At 61.2% G+C, this 14,614-nt stretch carries 16 protein-coding genes; 9 read left to right on the top strand and 7 right to left on the bottom strand.

Going from position 1 to position 14,614, the window contains the following annotated elements; genetic code table 11:
- Positions 1-21 precede the first annotated feature (21 nt).
- Entirely contained in the window at positions 22-198 is a 177-nt protein-coding gene (locus QME24_RS17655; protein WP_009684567.1) for a hypothetical protein, read from the top strand.
- A gap of 46 nt (positions 199-244) precedes the next feature.
- Here the strand turns inward: QME24_RS17655 and QME24_RS17660 are convergent, their stop codons facing one another.
- A complete protein-coding gene (locus QME24_RS17660; RefSeq protein ID WP_009684566.1) occupies positions 245-868 on the bottom strand; it encodes a response regulator transcription factor in 624 nt (207 codons plus the stop codon).
- Positions 869-1,232: 364 nt separating this feature from the next.
- On the opposite strand from QME24_RS17660, the gene QME24_RS17665 reads away from it, so the two are divergent.
- Complete coding sequence (locus tag QME24_RS17665) at positions 1,233-1,706, top strand: hypothetical protein (RefSeq protein WP_054904057.1); 474 nt, start codon at positions 1,233-1,235, stop codon at positions 1,704-1,706.
- Between the two features lie 242 nt (positions 1,707-1,948).
- Here the strand turns inward: QME24_RS17665 and QME24_RS17670 are convergent, their stop codons facing one another.
- On the bottom strand, positions 1,949-3,166 hold the full coding sequence (locus tag QME24_RS17670; RefSeq protein WP_029886602.1) for an argininosuccinate synthase: 1,218 nt from the start codon (positions 3,164-3,166) through the stop codon (positions 1,949-1,951).
- A gap of 171 nt (positions 3,167-3,337) precedes the next feature.
- Positions 3,338-4,264 (bottom strand): OmpA family protein, encoded by a 927-nt coding sequence (locus QME24_RS17675; protein ID WP_054904056.1) that lies wholly within the window; start codon positions 4,262-4,264, stop codon positions 3,338-3,340.
- Positions 4,265-4,393: 129 nt separating this feature from the next.
- On the opposite strand from QME24_RS17675, the gene pyrC reads away from it, so the two are divergent.
- Both pyrC and rnt read left to right on the top strand, forming a co-directional pair.
- Positions 4,394-5,440 (top strand): dihydroorotase, encoded by a 1,047-nt coding sequence (gene pyrC / locus QME24_RS17680; RefSeq protein WP_029887753.1) that lies wholly within the window; start codon positions 4,394-4,396, stop codon positions 5,438-5,440.
- Positions 5,437-6,111 (top strand): ribonuclease T, encoded by a 675-nt coding sequence (rnt, locus tag QME24_RS17685; RefSeq protein WP_009684561.1) that lies wholly within the window; start codon positions 5,437-5,439, stop codon positions 6,109-6,111. The genes pyrC and rnt overlap by 4 nt, the downstream gene beginning before the upstream one ends.
- A gap of 101 nt (positions 6,112-6,212) precedes the next feature.
- Here the strand turns inward: rnt and QME24_RS17690 are convergent, their stop codons facing one another.
- Complete coding sequence (locus QME24_RS17690) at positions 6,213-6,815, bottom strand: peroxiredoxin (RefSeq protein WP_009684560.1); 603 nt, start codon at positions 6,813-6,815, stop codon at positions 6,213-6,215.
- A 223-nt stretch (positions 6,816-7,038) separates the two neighbouring features.
- On the opposite strand from QME24_RS17690, the gene QME24_RS17695 reads away from it, so the two are divergent.
- On the top strand, positions 7,039-7,257 hold the full coding sequence (locus QME24_RS17695; protein WP_009684559.1) for a bacterioferritin-associated ferredoxin: 219 nt from the start codon (positions 7,039-7,041) through the stop codon (positions 7,255-7,257).
- Positions 7,258-7,456: 199 nt separating this feature from the next.
- Positions 7,457-7,930 (top strand): bacterioferritin, encoded by a 474-nt coding sequence (bfr, locus tag QME24_RS17700; RefSeq protein ID WP_009684558.1) that lies wholly within the window; start codon positions 7,457-7,459, stop codon positions 7,928-7,930.
- Positions 7,931-7,985: 55 nt separating this feature from the next.
- Here the strand turns inward: bfr and grxD are convergent, their stop codons facing one another.
- Both grxD and QME24_RS17710 read right to left on the bottom strand, forming a co-directional pair.
- Positions 7,986-8,321, bottom strand: coding sequence for a Grx4 family monothiol glutaredoxin (grxD, locus tag QME24_RS17705; RefSeq protein ID WP_009684557.1), 336 nt, complete (start codon positions 8,319-8,321; stop codon positions 7,986-7,988).
- Between the two features lie 91 nt (positions 8,322-8,412).
- Complete coding sequence (locus QME24_RS17710; protein WP_054904055.1) at positions 8,413-10,521, bottom strand: molybdopterin oxidoreductase family protein; 2,109 nt, start codon at positions 10,519-10,521, stop codon at positions 8,413-8,415.
- A 382-nt stretch (positions 10,522-10,903) separates the two neighbouring features.
- Here QME24_RS17710 and argF point away from each other — a divergent pair, with 382 nt between their 5' ends.
- Together argF and QME24_RS17720 are read left to right on the top strand one after the other, a co-directional pair.
- Entirely contained in the window at positions 10,904-11,824 is a 921-nt protein-coding gene (gene argF, locus QME24_RS17715) for an ornithine carbamoyltransferase (RefSeq protein ID WP_009684553.1), read from the top strand.
- Positions 11,821-12,930 (top strand): ABC transporter ATP-binding protein, encoded by a 1,110-nt coding sequence (locus tag QME24_RS17720; protein WP_054904053.1) that lies wholly within the window; start codon positions 11,821-11,823, stop codon positions 12,928-12,930. Before argF ends, QME24_RS17720 begins: the two co-directional genes overlap by 4 nt.
- Positions 12,931-12,966: 36 nt before the next feature.
- On the opposite strand, the gene ybaK is transcribed toward QME24_RS17720, so the two are convergent.
- Positions 12,967-13,437, bottom strand: a complete 471-nt coding sequence (ybaK, locus tag QME24_RS17725; protein WP_054904052.1) for a Cys-tRNA(Pro) deacylase — start codon at positions 13,435-13,437, stop codon at positions 12,967-12,969.
- 298 nt (positions 13,438-13,735) lie between these two features.
- Here ybaK and QME24_RS17730 point away from each other — a divergent pair, with 298 nt between their 5' ends.
- Positions 13,736-14,587 carry an MIP/aquaporin family protein gene (locus tag QME24_RS17730; RefSeq protein ID WP_054904051.1) on the top strand — a complete coding sequence of 284 codons (852 nt, stop codon included), beginning with the start codon at positions 13,736-13,738 and terminating at the stop codon, positions 14,585-14,587.
- The last annotated feature ends 27 nt before the right edge of the window (positions 14,588-14,614 follow it).

The following is a 14,614-nucleotide window of genomic DNA, read 5'->3' on the forward strand; positions in this document are numbered from 1 at the left end:
CCCCTTGGCTTGGAGCGACTCATGAGTACCGATAAAGACGACCTGTCGATCGAAGATGATTTTGTTGCCGTAGAAGATGACGCGGAGCCCCCGGTGGAATCTGCAAAAACCAACCTCAGCAAACGCCGCACCATCGACAACTTGCTCGAAGAACGGCGCCTGCAGAAACAACTGGCCGATTTCGATTACGACCTGTAGCCCCACCTTGGCAAAGCCTCCTGCCCGGAGGCTTCATGGCCTGTGCTCAGCTCAGGCCTTGCCGTTGCGCCAACTCGATCAGGTCTACCAGCGACCGTGCATTGAGCTTGAGTAGCAGGCGTGACTTGTAGGTACTGACCGTCTTGTTGCTCAGGTACATGCTGTCGGCAATTTCCTTGTTCGAACGGCCGCGCGCCAACTGTTGCAACACGGTCATTTCCCGGGCCGAGAGGCGGTTGACCATGTCCACCTCGCTGCCCGTGCCCCTGCCCCGGGCCGCGTGCAGGGCCTGGTTGGGGAAGTAGCTGTAGCCCGAGAGCACCGCCTTGATTGCGCTCAACAGCTCGGTAAGTTCCTGTTGCTTGCATACATAACCCGCCGCCCCCGCCTGCATACAGCGCATCGAAAAATTGCCGGGTGCCTGCGACGTCAGTACCAGCACCTTGCTGCCTGGGCTGAAGCTGGCCATGCGGGCAATCACCTCCAGGCCATCCAGCTTCGGTATACCGATATCCAGCACCACGATGTCCGGCAGGTGTTGCCGCGTCAGCTGCAATGCAGCCACCCCATTGTCGGTCTCCCCCACGACGTCATACCCATGCCGCTCCATCAGCATGCGCACGGCAAGGCGTATGACCGGATGATCATCAACGATAAGCACTTTATTCATGCGACATCCATTCATTCACTGTTGTGGCTTTGGCACGCCAAGATAACTGACAGAACGACCGATGGCGCGGCGATTTGCCGACGAAACTCATGTGCAGACAAAACCTACAATAGTTGCGGAAACTTCCTACACATCGCGACTATGGTTGTAACAAACAAATTCCTTATTACCGATTACAGGCGTGTACCCGGTGGCCAGTTGCACTTTGAGCACAGACTGTCAGGTGCTGAAACACCCCTGCCCGACTTCGGGGTGAAGCGTGGATCAGGGACTTAGCCCGTTGTCGCGCACCGGGAAGCAGTCCAGTCTTTAGTTGCCCGGCGCAGTAGGGCAAAGATGGGCAAAACCGCTGGAGGCAGCCACCATGAGCCAAGCACAACCTGTCGCCCCGCTGACGATCATTGCCATCTTCGCCGGGATCATCGAAGCCTCCGCCCTGGCCACACTGCCCTTTCTCAGCGAGTCCAGCCAGAAGCTCTATACCTGGTTCCTGGTGGGCTTTCCGTTCTTCCTGACCGCGCTGTTTTTCCTGACACTCAACTTCAACTACAAGTCGTTCTACAGCCCGTTACCCAACAAGGCAGCACCGGACAGCGCGCCCCCACCCAGCAGTGAAGCCCTCGCTGCCATGCCGCAGGAGGGGTTGCCAGGCGAGCCCGTCACCTTCATGTTTTCTGGCCCGGATGCCTGTCGCCTGATGGAACAGCAACTGTTGCAAGCGCTTGCGCAACCACCAACGCCGCCCCGCACCTGGCGCTTTTGCAATGTGGATAAAGGCCAATGCGCACAATTGTCCATCAGCCCACTGGGCAGTGAGGCCGCGAACCCATGCAACTGAAACTCTTCATTTCGAGCAGGCACAAAAAACCCGGCCGCAGCCTAATGCCAGTCAGTTAAGTAATTTGGGGCCGCTTCGCGACCCTTCGCGGGCACGCCCGCTCCTACAGGGGATAGCGCATCTCTTGCGTTCAGCGCCTGTGGGAGCGGGCGTGCCCGCGAAGGGCTGCAAAGCAGCCCCAGTAACGCTTAACCGACAGGCATTAGGCCGCAGCCGGGTTCTTTCATGGCACAGGCCAGCAATCAGAGCAGCGAACGGCCCTTGTTGGCGGCAATGCGCATACGCAAGGCGTTGAGCTTGATGAAGCCAGCAGCGTCGGCCTGGTTGTAGGCGCCGCCATCTTCTTCGAAGGTGGCGATGTTGGCATCGAACAGCGAATCATCCGATTTACGGCCAACCACGGTGACATTGCCTTTGTACAGCTTCAGCCGCACCACACCGTTCACGTTGACCTGCGAAGCGTCGATCATCTGCTGCAGCATCACGCGCTCCGGGCTCCACCAGTAACCGGTGTAGATCAGGCTGGCGTACTTGGGCATCAACTCGTCTTTGAGGTGAGCAACTTCACGGTCCAGGGTGATCGACTCGATGGCACGGTGGGCCTTGAGCATGATGGTGCCACCAGGCGTCTCGTAGCAGCCACGCGACTTCATACCGACATAACGGTTTTCGACGATGTCGAGGCGGCCGATGCCGTTGGCACCGCCGATGCGGTTCAGGTCGGCCAGAACGGTTGCCGGGGTTTTCTCGACACCGTCAATGGCAACGATGTCGCCGTTGCGGTAGGTGAGTTCGATGTAGGTGGCCTGGTCCGGGGCGTTCTCAGGCGAGACACTCCAGCGCCACATGTCCTCTTCGTGCTCGGTCCAGGTGTCTTCCAGGACACCGCCTTCGTAGGAGATGTGCAGCAGGTTGGCGTCCATCGAGTACGGCGACTTCTTCTTGCCGTGGCGCTCGATCGGGATACCGTGCTTTTCGGCGTAGTCCATCAGCTTTTCGCGGGACAGCAGGTCCCACTCACGCCATGGGGCGATGACCTTGACGCCAGGCTTGAGCGCGTAGGCACCCAGCTCGAAACGCACCTGGTCGTTGCCCTTGCCGGTAGCGCCATGGGAAATGGCGTCTGCGCCGGTTTCGTTGGCGATTTCGATGAGGCGCTTGGCGATCAGCGGGCGGGCGATGGAAGTACCCAGCAGGTACTCACCTTCGTAGACGGTGTTGGCGCGGAACATCGGGAACACGAAATCACGCACGAATTCTTCGCGCAGGTCGTCGATGTAGATCTCTTTAACACCCATTGCCTGAGCCTTGGCGCGGGCCGGTTCGACCTCTTCGCCCTGACCCAGGTCAGCGGTGAAAGTCACCACTTCGCAGTTGTAGGTATCCTGCAGCCACTTGAGAATCACCGAAGTATCAAGGCCGCCGGAATACGCCAGTACGACCTTTTTTACGTCCGCCATGCCATCACTCCACGGGGTTGTACGGAAAAGGACCGATTCTAACGGCGTTAACGATAAATTTACAGTGGCGCGACAGCTTCTGACGACAAAGCGACAAGAACTTTCACAGGGGCGACGGACGGTAGTGAGGCAGGCAAGTCAAGGGCCTGCGGTGCACGCGACTGTCCAACCTCAAGGTTGCCTGGCCGGCGCAGCAGCAGCAGGGGGGGCTTGCTCGGTCGGTTTCTCCACCGGTTTTTCAGGCACCACCACCCGGTCCAGCTCGATGTTCACTCGCCGATTCCGCGCCCGGTTCGCCGCCGTGTTGTTCTTGGCCACCGGGTAGCGCTCGCCGTGGAAGCGTACGGTGATCTGCTCATCCTTGACGCCATGAGCCTTGAAGTAGTCCGCCACCGCCAGCGCTCGGCGGCGTGACAGGTCGCGGTTGGTCAGGCGATTACCGCTGTTGTCGGAGTGACCGTTGAGCTCGACATGGTTCACCGAAGGGTCGGCCTTCATGTATTCGAGAATCACATCCAGCCTGGCCTTGGCCGCGTCATCCAGTTCGATGCCCCCGCCCGGGAAACCGACCTGGGTCTGGCGCACCTGGTCGTAGTTCATGGGCAGCAGCTTGGCGGCACACACCTGGTAATCGCTGTAGGCCTTGGCAAAGCTCACCGGCAGTACCCGCACCTCCATGGGCCGGCCAGCTTCGCCCGCAAAGCTGCGCACCACCGTGCTGCGCCCGTCGAGCAAGCCATTGATCAGGCGGCTGGCCTGGCCTTGCGAAGAACTGAACAACACGCCGGTACGGGCCATGCGCACGCTACCCAGGTTGATATCACCACGACCGGGTTGCCACGGCGCCGCCGCCGCCAGCAGGCTGGCAGTGCCGGCCCCCAGTATGTTGCTAGCCGAGCGCAACTGGAACACTGCCTGCTCGCCCGCCCGGCGTACGAACTCACCACTGCCAAAGCCATCGATCGGCTGGATTAGCCGGCACTCGAACGGGTCACCCTCGACCTTCCAGGCAATGTTCTCCATGCGCGTCTGAAAAGTCAGCGCGGCAGCCGGCAGGCTGGCGAACAGGGTCAACAGGGTCAGGTAACGCTGGCGCACGGGCGGCTCCACAATTTCAACGGCTTACCTGCAGGCTATCGGACGCCAACCGGAAAACTTGATAGCCGTGCTCGGCCCAGGGTTTTCCGGTAGCATTGGGGCTTGAGTTCGACCCGCCTGGAATCCCCAATGTCCGATCGCCTGACCCTCCTGCGCCCCGACGACTGGCACATCCATCTGCGTGATGGTGCCGTCCTGCCCCACACCGTTGGCGATGTGGCGCGTACTTTCGCCCGCGCCATCATCATGCCCAACCTGGTTCCGCCGGTGCGCAACGCCGCCGAGGCCGGTGCCTACCGTGAACGCATCCTCGCTGCCCGCCCGGCAGGCAGCCGCTTCGAGCCGCTGATGGTCCTGTACCTCACCGACCGTACCAGCCCCGAAGATGTGCGTGCCGCCAAGGCCAGCGGTATCGTGTATGCCGCCAAGCTGTACCCGGCGGGCGCCACCACCAATTCCGACTCGGGCGTGACCAGCATCGACAATATCTTCCCGGCCATCGAGGCATTGGCGGAGGTCGGCATGCCGCTGCTGGTGCACGGCGAAGTGACCCGCAGCGAAATCGACGTGTTCGACCGCGAGAAGCGCTTCATCGACGAGCACATGCGCCGCCTGGTCGAGCGCTTCCCGGCCTTGAAAGTGGTGTTCGAACACATTACCACCAGCGATGCCGCGCAGTTCGTCACCGAGGCACCGGCCAATGTTGGCGCGACCATCACCGCGCAACACCTGCTGTACAACCGCAACCACATGCTGGTCGGTGGCATTCGCCCGCACTTCTACTGCCTGCCGATCCTCAAGCGCAACACCCACCAGGTGGCCCTGCTGGATGCAGCCACCAGCGGCAACCCGAAGTTCTTCCTCGGTACCGACTCGGCCCCGCACGCCCGTCACGCCAAGGAAGCGGCCTGCGGCTGCGCCGGCTGCTACACCGCCTACGCGGCTATCGAGCTGTACGCCGAAGCGTTCGAGCAACGCAACGCGCTGGACAAGCTGGAAGGTTTCGCCAGCCTGCACGGCCCAGCTTTCTATGGCCTGCCGGCGAATACCGACACCATCACCCTGGTCCGCGAAGAATGGACCGCCCCGCAGAGCCTGCCATTCGGCGAGCAAACCGTGGTGCCGCTGCGCGCTGGCGAGAAATTGCGCTGGCGCCTGCTGGAGGAAAACGCGTGAGCGAAGACCTCTACGAAGACGACCTGGAAAGCCAAGGCAACAGCGGGTCGCGCCATCCAATGGCCGAGCGCTTCCGCGGTTACCTGCCGGTTGTAGTGGACGTGGAAACGGGCGGCTTCAACAGCGCCACCGATGCCTTGCTGGAAATTGCTGCAGTGACCATCGGCATGGACGAGAAAGGCTTCCTGTTCCCCGAGCACACGTACTTCCACCGGGTGGAGCCGTTTGAAGGCGCGAACATCGAGGCGGCCGCGCTGGAGTTCACCGGCATCAAGCTCGACCACCCGCTGCGCATGGCTGTAAGCGAGGAAACCGCGCTGACCGATATTTTCCGCGGTGTGCGCAAGGCCCTGAAGGCCAATGGCTGCAAGCGGGCGATTCTGGTCGGCCATAACAGCAGCTTCGACCTCGGTTTCCTCAATGCGGCCGTGGCGCGCAATGACGTGAAGCGTAACCCGTTCCACCCGTTTTCCAGCTTCGACACGGCCACCCTGGCCGGCCTGGCCTATGGCCAGACCGTACTGGCGCGGGCTTGCCAAAGCGCCGACATCGACTTCGATGGGCGTGAAGCGCACTCGGCGCGGTACGACACCGAGAAAACGGCGGAGCTGTTCTGCGGCATCGTCAACCGCTGGAAGGACCTGGGCGGCTGGCGCGACTTCAACGATTGACCTGTGGGCCGCCTGGCGGCCCTTTCGCAACACAAGCCCGCAGCCACCACCCAGGCACAAAAAAACCGGCCACCAGGGCCGGTTTTTCATGCGCGCCGCAATTACAGCTTGCCGGCGTTCTCGCTCAGGTAGGCGGCTACGCCTTCTGGCGAAGCGTTCATGCCTTTGTCGCCTTTTTTCCAGTTGGCCGGGCAGACTTCGCCGTGCTCTTCGTGGAATTGCAGGGCGTCGACCAGGCGCAGCAGTTCGTCCATGTTACGGCCCAGTGGCAGGTCGTTGACGATCTGCGAACGAACAACACCGTTGGTGTCGATCAGGAAGGCACCACGGAAGGCCACGCCACCTTCGGACTCAACGTCGTAGGCTTTGCAGATTTCGTGGGTCATGTCGGCAGCCAGGGTGTACTTCACCTGGCCGATGCCGCCGTTGTTGACCGGGGTGTTGCGCCAGGCGTTGTGAGTGAAGTGCGAGTCGATGGACACGCCGATCACTTCTACGTTGCGCGCCTGGAAATCAGGGATGCGGTGGTCCAGGGCGATCAGCTCGGACGGGCAGACGAAGGTGAAGTCCAGCGGGTAGAAGAACACCAGGCCGTACTTGCCCTTGATGGCCGAAGCCAGGTTGAAGCTGTCGACGATCTCGCCGTTGCCCAGCACGGCCGGTACGGTGAAATCGGGGGCTTTCTTACCAACGAGTACGCTCATTGTAATCTCCTGATGAGGATGTAGAACCGTTTGCCGGGCCAGACGGGCCTGCCCGACATCCAACAAAGGGGACCATCATACACGGCTTCTGATGACAGGCCGAATCCAACGAGCAGGCAACCGCCGGTCGCTCAAGCACAGGCCTTGCAGAAAGTGCTTTGACAAGCATTCTCATTAACATTAAGCTCCAACCCATCGACTCAAACAGCGATGGTCAGCCCTTATGTATGTGTGTCTTTGTGTCGGCGTTACTGACGGACAGATCCGCGACGCGATCTATGAAGGATGCTGCAGTTACAAGGATGTGCGAGCCGCGACCAATGTCGCCAGCCAGTGTGGCAAATGTGCCTGCCTGGCCAAGCAAGTAGTCCGCGAGACCCTGACCGAGTTGCAGGTCAGCCAGGCCGCCCTACCCTACCCGGTAGAATTCACCACCGCCTGAAACCAGAATTTCCAAGAACCGGACCTAGTGTCCGGTTTTTTTATGCCTACATATCAATAAGTTAGGGCAACAACGCGGTTCACAAACATTCTTATTCCTATTAATTTTCATTTATTATTCAATCACTTAGGTTTGACACACTTGCGCATCGGGCTCAAACTTCCTGCTATTGGCACACTTCTACAGGGCAGGAACCCAAATGAAAGGCGACGTAAGCGTCATCCAGCATCTCAACAAGATCCTCGGAAACGAGCTGGTCGCGATCAACCAGTATTTCCTGCACGCACGCATGTACGAAGATTGGGGCCTGAACAAACTCGGCAAGCACGAGTACAAGGAATCGATCGACGAGATGAAGCACGCTGACAAGTTGATCAAGCGTATTCTCTTCCTCGAAGGCATCCCTAACGTTCAGGACCTGGGCAAGCTGTTGATCGGCGAGCACACCAAGGAAATGCTCGAGTGCGATCTGAAGCTCGAACACAAGGGCCTGGCCGATCTCAAGGCCGCCATCGCCCACTGCGAAACCGCCGGTGACTTCGGCTCGCGTGACATGCTGGAAGATATCCTCGAGTCCGAGGAAGAACATATCGACTGGCTGGAAACCCAGCTGGGGCTGATCGACAAGATCGGTATCGAAAACTACCTGCAATCGCAGATGGGCGAAGAGTAACCACCCGCTGCATAAAAAAACCCGCGATCAGCGGGTTTTTTCATGCTTGCCGAAATCAGGCTTCGGCAGCTTTGGCCTTGGCGGCGGCGTCCTTGATCAGGGCCTGCAGCTCACCCTTTTCGAACATTTCCAGCATGATGTCGCTACCGCCGACCAGCTCACCGGCCACCCACAGCTGCGGGAAGGTCGGCCAGTTGGCGTACTTTGGCAGGTTGGCGCGGATTTCCGGGTTCTGCAGGATGTCGACGTAGGCGAACTTCTCGCCACAACCCATCACAGCCTGCGATGCCTTGGCCGAGAACCCGCATTGCGGGGCATTCGGCGAACCTTTCATGTAAAGCAGAATGGTGTTGTTGGCAATCTGCTCTTTGATCGTATCGATGATATCCATCTAGCACCTCAGCTGAACTTTCCGACGCGATCGTCGGCACGGTGAGGCATTGTAACGGAAAGCCGAGCAGCATGCTCGGCCTTACCATCGCTCAAGCGGCCTCGACCTGCACAGGGACGCCATTGAGCGCCGCATTGCCCGACACCTGATCACGCAAGCGCTCGTCGGTCAGGTCATTGGCACTCACGCCAGGCTGCGCCTGGGCGACCTGCAGGTGTACGCCCTGCCGGCCATGCCCGAACCCATGGGGCAAGCTGACCACACCGGGCATCATGTCCTCGCAAGCCAGTACCTCGACTTCCAGGGCACCGGTGCGCGAGCGAATCCGCACCCGCTGGCCATCCTGCAGTTGCCGCTGCTGCAGATCGTGGGGGTGCATCAACAACTGGTGCCGGGGCTTGCCTTTGACCAGTCGATGAAAGTTGTGCATCCATGAGTTGTTGCTGCGCACGTGGCGGCGCCCGATCAACAACAATTCGTTCGGCGCTGGCGGTGCTTGCCGAGCCAGCCGCTGCAAATCGTCCAGCAGCACCTGGGGCGCCGCTTCGATCGCCTTGCTGGCAGTGGCCAGGCGAGCCTCGAGGTTGGCGCGCAACGGGCCAAGGTCGAGGCCATGCGGGTGCTCATCGAGCTTGGCCAGGGATAGCTGCCAGGCGGTTGCCTCGCCGTAGCGGCCTTTGCGCAGGGCCAGGTCGATCATCTGTGCGGGCGCCACGGTCGGCTTGATCTCCAGCCCGGCACGCCTGGCATAGGCCTGCGCCAGCCCGACGAAAATTTCCCAGTCATGCAAGGCGCCCTGCGGCTTGGCCAGGATCGCCCGGTTGAAGCGCGTGATGTTGCGCACGGCCAACAGGTTGAATGTGCTGTCGTAGTGATCATTTTCCAACGCCGAGGTCGAGGGCAGGATCAAGTCGGCATGGCGTGTGGTCTCGTTGATGTAGAGGTCGATGCTGAGCATGAACTGCAACCCCTCCAGCGCAGCGTCCAGCTGGCGACCGTTGGGCGTGGACAGCACAGGGTTGCCGGCCACCGTCACCAGGGCATGCACCTGCCCCTCGCCGGGCGTCAGCATTTCTTCGGCGAGGGCCGCCACCGGCAGCTCACCGCCGTATTCGGGCAACCCCGATACCCGGCTCTGCCAGGCATTGAAATGCCCACCCGAGGTGGTTGCGACCAGGTCGACGGCCGGCTCCGTACACAACGCCCCGCCGGCACGGTCGAGGTTGCCGGTCACCAGGTTGATCAGTTGCACCAGCCAATGGCACAGGGTGCCGAAGGTTTGCGTCGACACGCCCATGCGCCCGTAGCACACCGCCTTGTCGGCGGCGGCGAAATCCCGTGCCAACTGCCGGATCTCGGCCGCCTCGATGCCACACAGCGCGCTCATGGCCTCGGCGCTGAGAGGCGCCAGTGCCGCGCGAACCTGCTGCAGACCATTGACCGGCACGTGCGAGCGCCGCGTCAGGCCCTCGTCGAACAGCGTGCTGAGCAGGCCGCACAACAGCGCCGCATCGCCCCCGGGGCGAACGAACAGATGGCGGTCGGCCATGGCCGCCGTTTCGCTGCGCCGCGGGTCCACCACCACCAGGCGCCCACCGCGCGCGCGCAGGGCCTTGAGCCGCTTCTCCACGTCGGGCACCGTCATGATGCTGCCGTTGGAGGCCAGCGGGTTGCCGCCGAGAATCAACATGAAATCGGTATGGTCGATATCCGGGATCGGCAATAGCAAGCCATGCCCGTACATCAGGTGGCTGACCAGGTGCTGCGGCAATTGGTCCACCGATGTGGCAGAGAAACGGTTGCGGGTTTTCAGCAGGCCGAGGAAATAATTGCTGTGGGTCATCAACCCGTAGTTGTGCACGCTGGGATTGCCCTGGTACACGGCCACGGCATTGCGCCCATGGGCCTGCTGGATCGCCCACAGCCTGTCGGCGGCCAGGGTAAACGCTTCATCCCACTCAATCGCCTGCCAGTGCTCCCCTACCCGTTTATGGGGCTGGCGCAAACGATCCGGGTCATTCTGAATATCCTGCAACGCCACCGCCTTGGGGCAGACATGGCCGCGGCTGAACGGGTCGAGGGGGTCGCCCTTGATCGAGCTGATCTGCGCCCGCCCCGCGTCGTCATGGCTGATTTCGATGTTGAGCCCGCAGATCGCTTCGCACAGGTGACACGCACGGTGATGCAGGGTCTTGGTCATGGCCGCCTCTGCCTTGTTGTTGGGTAGTGAACGAGCTGAAACTATGCGCCCCGCACCCTACCCCGGCCAGCGCGCTTCGCCGCGTGAATCCACCGACATCAGTGGCACGATTTGCGACAGCCATTTGCCAAATTGCCAGCAAGCCGTGTACAACCTGCTGTAGCAAATAAAAAACAGCACAGCCCAATGGGTAGAGGCACGCCTTGCAACTTCTTTGCAGGCGGGCTGCTGTTTCCCCTCTTGGCTTTAGGCGACATTTACTTATAGTATTGCGCCTTTCCCTTTTTCGTCCGCCCCCGTGCGGCTTACGCCGCAGGTCACTCCCGTTGTCAAAAAAACCATACGGTCGACCTGCATACTGTTGCAGATAAGGTAGTCAATCATGAGCGCTAGGCACTTTCTCTCCCTGCTGGACTTCACCACCGACGAATTGCTCGGGGTGATCCGCCGCGGCATCGAGCTGAAGGACCTGCGCAAGCGAGGCGTGCTGTTCGAGCCGCTGAAAAACCGCGTGCTGGGCATGATTTTCGAGAAGTCCTCGACCCGTACCCGTGTGTCGTTCGAAGCCGGCATGATCCAACTCGGCGGTCAGGCCATCTTCCTGTCGCCGCGCGATACCCAGCTGGGCCGTGGCGAGCCGATTGGCGACAGCGCCATCGTGTTGTCGAGCATGCTCGACGTGGTCATGATCCGCACCCATGCCCACAGCACCCTCACCGAATTCGCCGCCAACTCGCGCGTGCCGGTGATCAACGCGCTGTCCGACGAGTCGCACCCGTGCCAGTTGCTGGCCGACATGCAAACCTTCCTCGAACACCGCGGCACCATTCAAGGCAAGACCGTGGCCTGGATCGGCGACGGCTTCAACATGTGCAACTCCTACATCGAGGCGGCCAGGCAGTTTGACTTCCAGTTGCGTATCGCTTGCCCGGAAGGTTACGAGCCTGACCCACGCTTCATGGCCATTGGCGGTGACCACGTGCAAATCGTGCGCGACCCCAAGCAAGCCGTAAGCGGTGCCCACCTGGTGACCACGGACGTCTGGACTTCCATGGGCCAGGAGGAGGAAACTGCACGGCGCCTGGCGCACTTTGCGCCTTACCAGGTCACCCGCGAACTGCTCGACCTGGCGGCACCCGACGCCCTGTTCATGCACTGCCTGCCTGCCCACCGTGGCGAGGAAATCAGCCATGACCTGCTCGACGACCCTCGGTCCGTCGCTTGGGACCAGGCTGAAAATCGCCTGCATGCACAGAAGGCCCTCCTCGAATTCCTTGTCGAACCGGCTTACCACCACGCATGAGTCAACCCTTACTGCTCAACCTGCGCAACCTCGCCTGCGGCTACGGCGACCAGCGCATCGTCCAGAACCTCAACCTGCACCTGAACGCAGGCGACATCGGTTGCCTGCTGGGTTCATCGGGTTGCGGCAAAACCACCACCCTGCGCGCCATCGCCGGCTTCGAGCCGGTGCACGATGGCGAGATCCAGCTGGCTGGCGAAGTGATTTCCCGAGCCGGTTTCACCCTGGCCCCGGAAAAGCGCCGCATCGGCATGGTGTTTCAGGACTACGCGCTGTTCCCGCACCTGACCGTGGCGCAGAACATAGCCTTCGGCATTGCCAAGCACCCCCGCCAGGCGGCAGTCATCGAAGAAATGCTCGAACTGGTCAAGCTGGCTGGCCTGGGCGGGCGTTACCCGCACGAGCTGTCTGGCGGCCAGCAACAACGGGTCGCGCTGGCCCGTGCGCTGGCTCCCGAGCCCCAGTTGCTACTGCTCGACGAGCCGTTCTCCAACCTCGACGTGGAACTGCGCCGGCGGCTGAGCCATGAGGTGCGTGACATTCTCAAAAGCCGCGGCACCAGTGCGGTTCTGGTCACCCATGACCAGGAGGAAGCGTTTGCCGTCAGCGACCAGGTCGGGGTGTTCAAGGAGGGCCGCCTGGAACAGTGGGACACACCCTACAATCTGTACCACGAGCCACAGACACCGTTCGTTGCCAGCTTCATCGGCCAGGGCTATTTCATTCGTGGCCAGATGGTCAGCCACGAAGCGGTCAGCACCGAACTGGGCGAGTTGCGGGGTAACCGCGCCTACATCATGGCCCCGGGCAGCTCGGTGGATGTGTTGCTACGCCCGGACGATATCGTGCATGCACCAGGCAGCCCCCTGCAGGCCAAAATAGTCGGCAAGAGCTTCCTCGGCGCCTCGACCTTGTACCGCCTGCAGTTGCCGACTGGCAGCCAGCTGGAAGCGATCTTCCCCAGCCATGACGATCAGCAGGTGGGTGACGATGTCGGCATTGCGGTAAAAGCCGACCACCTGGTGCTGTTCCCGGCACCCGGTAGCGTTGCAGCGCAGTTGCCCCCCCTGGAGAACGGGGTTCGTCGCTACAGCTCGGCGACCTGATACAGCGTATTGGGGCTGCAAGGCCGCCCCAACTTCTCAGCCCCTGCCAATGCCGGCAAATTTACCTTGGGTATGCTCGGCCAGCACGGCGGCCGCCAACTCCACCTCCAGCCCTCGCCGTCCGGCACTGACATGTATGGTGGCAAAGTTCTGCGCCGATTCATCAATGAAGGTGCGCAGGCGTTTCTTTTGCCCCAGGGGGCTGATTCCACCCACCAAGTAGCCCGTAGCGCGCTGCGCCGCCGCCGGGTCGGCCATCTCGCACTTCTTCACCCCGGCAGCATGGGCCAGGGCCTTGAGGTCCAGGGTGCCTCCCACTGGCACCACCGCCACCAGCAACTCGCCTTTCTCGCTGCTCGCCAGCAACGTCTTGAATACCTGCTGCGGGTCCAGCCCAAGCTTCTCTGCCGCCTCCAGCCCATAAGACGCCGACTTGGGGTCGTGTTCGTAACTGTGCACGCGATGCTCGGCACGATGCTTCTTCAACAGGTCTAGGGCGGGGGTCATGCAGGGGCTCCGGTCTGGGACGGCTCGGCGGCTACTTTAGGACAATTCCCACATGGCAGCCAGCGCACCGCAAACGCGCAGCTCTGGCACGGGCATCCGAAACCGATTTTAGCGGCCATTTCGTGACTGGTCGTTCACTTTCGACCTTTGACATCAGCGTTTCTTGTCTATATTTTTTCGTTTCTGAATACGTGGTGCACGTTAAAGGTGCACTTCCCTGCTCGGTATCAATGGGGATGGACGCCGAGCTTTGCTGTCGAGCGCCAAGCGCCTCACAACAAAAACAACGAGGTCATACATGACGACTGCTCTACACCAACCCACGCTGTCCAGCCAATGCCTGGCCGAATTTCTCGGCACGGGCTTGCTGATATTCTTCGGCACCGGCTGCGTCGCCGCGCTCAAGGTCGCCGGCGCCAGCTTCGGCCTGTGGGAAATCAGTATCATCTGGGGTGTCGGGGTAAGCATGGCCATCTACCTCAGCGCCGGCATTTCCGGCGCGCACCTGAACCCGGCCGTGAGCATCGCCCTCACCCTGTTCGCCGGTTTCGACAAGCGCAAGCTGCCTTTCTACATGCTGGCCCAGGTGTGCGGCGCATTCTGTGGTGCAGCACTGGTCTACACCTTGTACAGCAACCTGTTCTTCGATTTCGAACAGGCGCACGCCATGCTACGCGGAAGCGAAGCCAGCCTGGAGCTGGCGTCGGTGTTCTCCACCTACCCGCACCCCTCGCTCTCCACCGGCCAGGCTTTTCTGGTCGAAGTGGTGATCACCGCTATTTTGATGGCGGTGATCATGGCCCTGACCGACGACAACAATGGCCTGCCGCGCGGTGCCGTGGCGCCGCTGCTGATCGGCCTGCTGATCGCCGTGATCGGCAGCGCCATGGGCCCGTTGACCGGGTTCGCGATGAACCCGGCCCGTGATTTCGGTCCAAAGCTCATGACATTCCTGGCGGGCTGGGGCGAAATTGCCTTTACAGGTGGGCGAAGCATTCCTTACTTCCTGGTGCCGATCTTCGCGCCGATCGTTGGCGCCTGCGTGGGCGCCGCGGCCTATCGGGGCCTGATCGCCCGCAACTTGCCTGTTGCAACTGCGGCGCACCCTGAGACAAATGACAACCGCCAGGGCGATACTCAAGCCAGTTGATCGCGGCATCACATACAGCCCTGACCC

Origin of the sequence: Pseudomonas sp. PARCl1 (assembly GCF_947311875.1) — a bacterium.
Lineage (GTDB): Bacteria > Pseudomonadota > Gammaproteobacteria > Pseudomonadales > Pseudomonadaceae > Aquipseudomonas > Aquipseudomonas juntendi.